Source organism: Rhodothermales bacterium (assembly GCA_034439735.1).
In the GTDB taxonomy this organism is placed as follows: domain Bacteria; phylum Bacteroidota; class Rhodothermia; order Rhodothermales; family JAHQVL01; genus JAWKNW01.
Genome location: JAWXAX010000059.1, coordinates 21,836 through 29,047 on the forward strand (window position 1 = coordinate 21,836; position 7,212 = coordinate 29,047).

Consider the following 7,212-nt stretch of genomic DNA (forward strand, 5'->3'; position numbering starts at 1 on the left):
GACAGGTATGATGTCGGCTCTCCGGTACATCGTTCCGGTACGAGGCTGCCACGGTATCGCACCGGTGAATTATCTAGCGGCTCGCGCCGGCGGACGTGCCTATTGACGCGCCAACCGACGAGCCAGCCGTCACGGCATCCTCGAGCATGGCATCGTAGACCCGGGCGTGGACGCGCCAGTCCAGTCGCTCGGGAATATCGTGGAGCGTCTCTGGCGGCAGCGGGCGTTCTTCCCCTTTGAGGATAGTGACCATAATGCGAAAGAGGTGCTCCTCATCGTCATACAACGTCGGGGCGTGGAGCAGGGGGCGATGAAGCGCGGGGGGGATGAGTTCCGGGTAGCTGAGCCGGTTCGGCAGCAGCGGGTGGCAGCCGCAATAGATGGCTTCCTGGATGGCGATGCCAAAGAACTCGTGGATCGCCGTCGATACGATCACGTCGGCGCGGTGAAGCAGGGTGCTGTATTCCTCGAAGTTTTCGGCGTAACCGTAGTGTAGGATCTGATCGGCATACCGCTCGAACGCTTTCTGAAACTCGTACGGTTGCTCTTCGAAGTGTTCGCCGGCGAGGATGAGCTTGAAGTCGCAGCCGACATCGTCCAACCGGTTCATCAGGCGGAAAAACGCCTCGGGGTTTTTGTCGTATTCCCATCGCTGATTCCACAGTACAATGGGGACATTCGAATGCATCCGGCCTCGGGGGCTCAGGTGTTTTCGGTATGCATCGTGGGCCCGAAGGTCCATCCCCAGATGAAGCACACTGCTTTTCCGGCGAATCTCCTGGACCCCGTTGAGGTGGTTGTAGTCGGGAAACGTACGCAGGAGCACGGGCAGCGCCTCCATGAACTCCTCGTAGTGGAAACGCGAGTTAAACACGATGCGATCCGCCGCGAGACACGAGAGGTAGTTCAGGTACGCGTAGGTATTGTCTCGCTCGACGCCGGGACGCAGCGGGTACGTCAGCTGGTTCTCGTGGAGGTAGAGCACGACCGGGACGTCGCCCAGGTGGGGCCGGGTGAGGGCCAGGAACGCCGGCACGTTGAGCATGTCCGTCGCAAAAATGACATCCGGCTTACCCTCTTTCTCGATTGATTCGAGGGCCTTGCGCGCCATGGTGACGGCGCCGCCGTGCATGCGCCACTTCCAGAAGCGGGCGGTCATGGTGAGCGGATGGAAGGTGTGCCGACTGTGCCGGATCAACCCGTCGAGAAAGTTGCGGTGCGATCCGCCATACCAGGGTTCGATCGCCAGAACATTCAGGGGCGTTTCACGCATGCGTACTCGGGAATGTGCGCAGAACTCAGAAAATAAACAGCTAGAGGGTATGTTCGACAGGCCACAAGCGTCTAGGAAGGGAGATCACGTGTCCTCGCCACGGGTCTCCTGGGCGGCTTCGATCTCACGAATCAGAACTTCCTCTTCCTCGATCGTGGTGGGCCGCACGATGCTGACGGCGCGCACCTGCAGTTTTTCCCGCAGGTCGCCATCGCGAACCTCCTCGGCCGTAACCGCCTTTTCCTCCCCGGGGTTGAGCCGCAGCGGCCTGGTCTTCATGGCGATGTCCACAGGACGGGAATTCGTATTCTTTATCACCATCCCCCGGCGCTGCTTGGAGATTGACATATCGTGCACCTGATTGGTAGGATCGAAAACTGATGAGGCGGAACAGTATACGACTTTCCGGTTGGTTTAGGGCGAATCCGTCCGGCGCTCTACATCCTTTTCACAGAATGGTGTGGCAATCGGCCCTGGGGCTTGTATTTCCCACATTTTGTGCGGCCTGTGGCGCGCGCGTCATCGACCGCCTGCTACCGCTGTGTACGCCTTGCCTGCGTGGCATGCCACGAGCGGAGGCCGATGTGATCCGCACCCAGTTCGACCGCCTCCCCGCGGAGGCCGGCCGGCCGGACTCCACGTTTGCCATGTGGACGTTCGTAAAAGGCGGCGCCATCCAGCATCTCCAACACGCCCTCAAATACGGCAACCGCCCCCTGTACGGGCATGATTTGGGACGATTGCTCGCCCCGGCGCTGGCCGAGCATCTCAACAGCCAGATGGCCGACTTCCGGATCGACGGTATCGTCCCGGTGCCGCTGCATCCCGCCCGATTACTCGAACGCGGGTATAACCAGAGCCAATACCTGGCCGAAGGAATCGCTGCCGGCCTCGCCCTCCCCCCGCCGGCCCAGGTGCTTCGCCGCGGCCGGCGCACGCGCACGCAAACCACGCTCGGCGTCGCGGCCCGCTGGGGCAACGTAGCCGGCGCGTTCGAAACCGCCTCCCCGTTGCCGGACGGCCTGGAAAACGTGGTCCTGGTAGACGACGTGCTCACGACGGGCGCCACCGCGTCGGCCGCGGCGGTGGCGTTGCGAGTCGCCGGCGTGCGCCACGTACATCTGGCCACGCTGGCCTTTGCCGCCTCCGGATGACGCTCCCGCTCACCGACCGGCGTCTACCGCCAGTTGGCGGGCGCACCAACGCGCCTCGTCGGCGTTGTTCGTCGCCACGATTAGCATGCCTCCCCGCGCCAGGTGGGTCTCCATCACCTCGCGCACCATGGCCACGCCCCGGCTGTCGAGGTTGGTCGTCGGCTCATCCAACAACAATAACGGAGGATCTGCCAGGAGCGCGGCCGCATACTTGACGCGCACCTTCATGCCGGACGAATAGGTGGCCACGCGGTCGTCCGCGCGGTCGGCGAGTTGGACGAGATCCAGCACGTCCGCGATACGCGCCGCTCCGCCGGCGAGCCGGCGCGCCGAAGCCAGGAAATCCAGGTTCTCACGCGCCGAGAAGCCATCGTACACGTTCAAGTAGGGCGCCACGAAGCCGGTCCGGAGCGGGTGGGTATCGCGATCCACGACCGCTCCTTCGATGGCCATCCGCACCTCCCCTTCCGTGGGCTGCAGGAGCCGCGCGAGAATACGGAGGAGCGTGGATTTGCCCGACCCGTTCGGCCCCGTGACGGCCAGCGACTCGCCTCCGTGCAGGTCGAACGCGATCCTGCGAAACAACCAGCGCCGGCCAAACCGCCGGCCAACATCCACCACCGTCAATCGATTAATGGGCACGCTTCTGTTCACCTGTCGTTAATAACCTGGTCACGGACGGGAGAGCACGGCGTCCGAGCGCCGGCGACAGACGGAGTATACGCTAAAATAGGATGGATTAGATGTTCGGGGTTCCCCTCTGCCACAGGGCTGTCACCGCGTGATGGTATCCTGGCTGGTCGACTTCCCCGAGAGCCCATATGCGCATGATTTCCGAAACAGTCTCGAATACTGGCTCAACAACCGGGACCAATACGTCCTCCGATGTCGCCCTGTACGGCGCGGACTCGACGCCGCGCCTGGTGGCCGTGCACCCGATCGGGCTCGATCAGTCGACGCCGGCGCGGGTCGTGTTGTACACCCGGACGGCCGACGGGCAGCGCATCGAAACCGACGAGGCACCGCTGTATCCATTCTTTTTTGTGTCGGACATCGAGTTGCTTGCCGGTTTTCCCCAGGCCCGGTACCGCAGCCAGCCGCTGGCCGGCCCCAACCCGTATCGGCACCTCGTGGTGTTTCAATCCTGGGCCGCCTACCGGGACGCGCTCCGCCACGCCGAGCGCATGGCCGCGCAGGCCGGCGTGGCGCACCCACTGTACCTCGTCCCGAATCCCAGCCAGCAGTACCTCATCCAGACCGGCCGGACGTTGTTTAAAGCGATGGGGTTTGACGATTTGCACCGCCTCCAGCTGGATATCGAGGTGTACTCTTCCCATGGCTTTCCCCAGGCCACAAGGCCGGAGGACGAAATCATCCTCATTGCGCTTTCGGACAACCGGGGCTGGCGCCACATGGTCGACCGCCGGACACTGACCGAGCAGGAGATGCTCCTCGCGATGGTGGCCCTCATCCAGGAACGCGACCCCGACGTCATCGAGGGGCATAATATTTTTGCGTTCGACTTCGCCTACATCATGCAGCGGTGTGTCCTGCACCGGGTCCCGCTGGCCATCGGCCGGGACGGCCGGCCGCCGCGGGTCTTCCCGTCCAGCATCCGCTTCGCCGAGCGCGCGATCGACTTCCCGGCGCTCGAGATCGCCGGCCGCCACGTGGTGGACACTTACTTTCTGGTGATGGCCTTCGATGTCATCAAGCGCGACCTGCCCGGTTACGGCCTGAAGGCGGCCGCGAAGTACTTCGGATTCGCCGGCCCCGACCGCACCTATATCGCCGGCGACGATATCAGCCGCGTCTGGCGTGAACAGCCGGACCTCCTCGTCGAATACGCGTTCGACGACGTCACCGAAACCGAACGCCTCGCCCGCCACCTGTCGGGATCCACCTTCTACCTGAGCCAGATGGTGCCCATGCCCTACGGCCAGGTGGCGCGTACCGGGCCGGCCGCTAAGATCGAGGCCCTGTTCGTCCGCGAATACATCCGCCAGAAACACGCCCTGCCGCGCGCCATGCAGGGAACGCAGACGATGGGCGGTTATACGGACGTATTCCTGACCGGCATCGCCGGCCCCATCGTGTACGCGGACGTCGAGAGCCTCTACCCGTCGATCATGCTCAACTACGACGTCCGCCCCCGCCAGGACTCGCTGCGTGTCTTCCCCGAGCTGCTGCGCCGCCTGACGGGTCTGCGCCTCGAGGCCAAACGCGGCGTAAAAAGCGCCGCCACCGAAGAAGCCCGCAGCGAACTCGACGCCCGGCAGAACTCCTACAAGATCCTCATCAACTCGTTCTACGGCAACCTGGGCTTCAGCCTGGCCGCGTTTAACGACTTCGACGAAGCGGACCGCGTGGCGCGCATCGGGCAGCAACTGCTCCGGCGCATCATCGCCGCCATCGGAGCGGCCGGCGGGAAGGTGATCGAAGTGGACACGGACGGCGTGTTGTTCGTCCCGCCGGCGGACGTCCAGGGCGAAGCCGCCGAGCGGGCGCTGGTCGATACGCTCAGCGCGGCCATGCCGGAGGGCATCCGGATCGGCTACGACGGCCGGTATCAGAAGATGTTGTCGTATAAAAAGAAAAACTACGCCCTGCTCACCTACGACGGCCGGCTCAAATTCAAGGGCTCGTCGCTGGTCTCCCGGTCGAGCGAGCGGTTCGGGCGCCGATTCGTGCGCGAAGCCATCCAGTTGCTGCTCAACGAGGATCTCGCGGCCCTCCATGTGTTGTATCTGGCCACGAGAGAGCGAATTCTGGCGCATGAATGGGAGGATGTGGACAGCTTCTCGAAGACCGAAACGCTGAAGGAAACCGTCGATCGGTACGTCGCGGATGTGCGGGCGGGCAAGCGGACCCGCGCCGCGGCCTACGAGTTGGCGATTCGCCGAGCGGAGGAGACCGGGCAGCCTATGCGCAAGGGGGACCGCATCAGTTTCTACATCGCCGGCATCGGTAGCCAGATCACCTCGTTCTCCGAAGCCCGTCTGGCTTCCCAGTGGAATCCCGAAGCACCGGACGAAAACACCGCCTATTATCTAAAACGTCTCGACGAGTTCGCGCGCAAGTTCGAGCCGTTTTTCTCCGATCACGACTTCCGGCTCATCTTCTCCCCCGAAGACCTATTCGGCTTCGATGCCTCCCCGATCCGCATTGTATCCACCGAGACGCCTCCGGCGGCGTTCGAACAGGATGAGACGGTTACGCTTCGGCGGGAATCCATCGACTGAGGGCCGCCCGGAGCGTTTCGCTTTTGACCGGCTTGGCTACCTAGTCGTCCATGCCGGCCTCCAGGTAGGCCGCCTGATCCCCTGACATCACATTGGCCGTCATCGCGATGATCACCGGCTGGCGGTCGGCATCGAAGCGGCTGCGAATGGCGCGCGAACTCGTCGAGACGTTTTAGATAATAGGCGGTGTTTTCGTCCGGTGCTTCGGGATTCCACTGGGAAGCCAGGCGGGCTTCGGAGAACGAGTTGATGTGGCTACCGATGCCGGCGAAGGCAGAAATCGCGTATTCGATCGTCCCATCGGAGTTATAGACCGGCGCGGCCCAGGAATGTACGCGAACGACCGGCAGGTTTTCGACCGGGTAATTCGTTTTTGAATCGCGAACGAAGAGCTTGAACCGCTCGGTCAATAACTCCAGCGCAAAATCCTCGCGTGTCATGCCGCAGATGGTTTTGGCCATCTTGTTGACGTAATACGTGCTGCCGGAGCGATCCACAACCAGCACCCCGACCGGCATCGCTTCGAGTAATGGCCGATCGCGCTGAAACCGGTCGTACGTCGCGCTCACGACCCGCAGAAGCGAGGCGATGGTCTCGGGGGTCGCACCGGATCCGCCGTTTTACTAAACGACGTGCCCCTAAACATTTGGCTCGCCCGCTCCTCCGGGCGTTGCATCCGAGGCATCGTTCGGGCGGCGGTTTACAGCACCGCCGGCGTGCACTATCTTGCGTGCAATCGACGCGCCCTCTCAACGGCCACTCTGACCAACAACTGTGGAACCACCCAAACCATCCAAGAACACCCCGGCCGGCAAGGACGGGGACGCCCTTTCCGATCAGACGAAGAAACAGATCGACGGGCTTCGAGCGGCGGCGGGGCAGCCGCCCGTACCAGAGGGCAACGAGGACGACGGAGAGGAAGAGGAGGTACGACGGCCCCGAGGAGGCTTTTTCTTCAGAGCGCGCCGTAATGCCCCGTTAGAGGATGAGCCGGTCGACCAGTTCTGGTACAAGGATCCAAACATCCAGATTAAAATCCCCAAGCCGGACGCCGAGCTCGAAATCCTGGACGATGCCCTCCAGATGAGTCGCGAGCAACTCGAGACGCTGAAGCGCTCCTATTGCCGCTCGAAGCAGCGCCGCTATCAGGAGATCAGCGACGCCTATTACCATGAGATCAAACGCATCGTGAATGCGATCGAGGCGTTAAAAGACGTGCTCGCCTCGCGTGGGGAGGAGTACCGGGTGTACTTCACCGACCGTGAGCATCCGAACATCGCGTGTAAACGCATCATTCTCGACTGTTTCGTGGCCTCGGTCGTGTATGGATTCGATGCCGAGGAGACCGATCGCCTGCGTCATTTCCGGGACACCCGGCTCACGACTACCGGGTGGGGCCGGCGGTTCATCGCGTGGTATTACCGCTCCCTGGGCCCCCGGGGCGCGGCGTTGCTGCGCCGGCACCCGACCCTCCGCCGCCTGGCCCGTTCCGCCCTCGATCTCATCGTCCGCCGCCTCCCGGCCCCCCCCTGCACCCACTGCC

Annotated in this window: 6 protein-coding genes; 3 read left to right on the top strand and 3 right to left on the bottom strand. The window is 63.1% G+C overall.

Annotated features, from left to right (window positions below; genetic code table 11):
- Positions 1-73 precede the first annotated feature (73 nt).
- A complete protein-coding gene (locus SH809_04135; protein ID MDZ4698875.1) occupies positions 74-1,273 on the bottom strand; it encodes a DUF3524 domain-containing protein in 1,200 nt (399 codons plus the stop codon).
- 84 nt (positions 1,274-1,357) lie between these two features.
- Complete coding sequence (locus tag SH809_04140; protein ID MDZ4698876.1) at positions 1,358-1,621, bottom strand: hypothetical protein; 264 nt, start codon at positions 1,619-1,621, stop codon at positions 1,358-1,360.
- A 215-nt stretch (positions 1,622-1,836) separates the two neighbouring features.
- Between SH809_04140 and SH809_04145 the strand changes: the two genes are divergently transcribed.
- On the top strand, positions 1,837-2,427 hold the full coding sequence (locus SH809_04145) for a phosphoribosyltransferase family protein (protein MDZ4698877.1): 591 nt from the start codon (positions 1,837-1,839) through the stop codon (positions 2,425-2,427).
- Between the two features lie 9 nt (positions 2,428-2,436).
- Here SH809_04145 and ccmA read toward each other — a convergent pair whose 3' ends face one another.
- The gene (gene ccmA / locus SH809_04150; protein ID MDZ4698878.1) at positions 2,437-3,069 is read right to left on the bottom strand and encodes a heme ABC exporter ATP-binding protein CcmA; all 633 of its coding nucleotides are present in this window, start codon (positions 3,067-3,069) and stop codon (positions 2,437-2,439) included.
- A 185-nt stretch (positions 3,070-3,254) separates the two neighbouring features.
- Between ccmA and SH809_04155 the strand changes: the two genes are divergently transcribed.
- A complete protein-coding gene (locus SH809_04155; protein ID MDZ4698879.1) occupies positions 3,255-5,669 on the top strand; it encodes a DNA polymerase domain-containing protein in 2,415 nt (804 codons plus the stop codon).
- A 774-nt stretch (positions 5,670-6,443) separates the two neighbouring features.
- Positions 6,444-7,212 (top strand): CFI-box-CTERM domain-containing protein (locus SH809_04160; protein ID MDZ4698880.1); only part of this gene is annotated, 769 nt, incomplete at its 3' end.

Coding starts and splice junctions, on each gene's coding strand:
- SH809_04135 (MDZ4698875.1), bottom strand. CDS start 1,273: ATGCGTGAAACGCCCCTGAATGTTCTGGCGATCGAACCCTGGTATGGC.
- SH809_04140 (MDZ4698876.1), bottom strand. CDS start 1,621: ATGTCAATCTCCAAGCAGCGCCGGGGGATGGTGATAAAGAATACGAAT.
- SH809_04145 (MDZ4698877.1), top strand. CDS start 1,837: ATGCCACGAGCGGAGGCCGATGTGATCCGCACCCAGTTCGACCGCCTC.
- SH809_04155 (MDZ4698879.1), top strand. CDS start 3,255: ATGATTTCCGAAACAGTCTCGAATACTGGCTCAACAACCGGGACCAAT.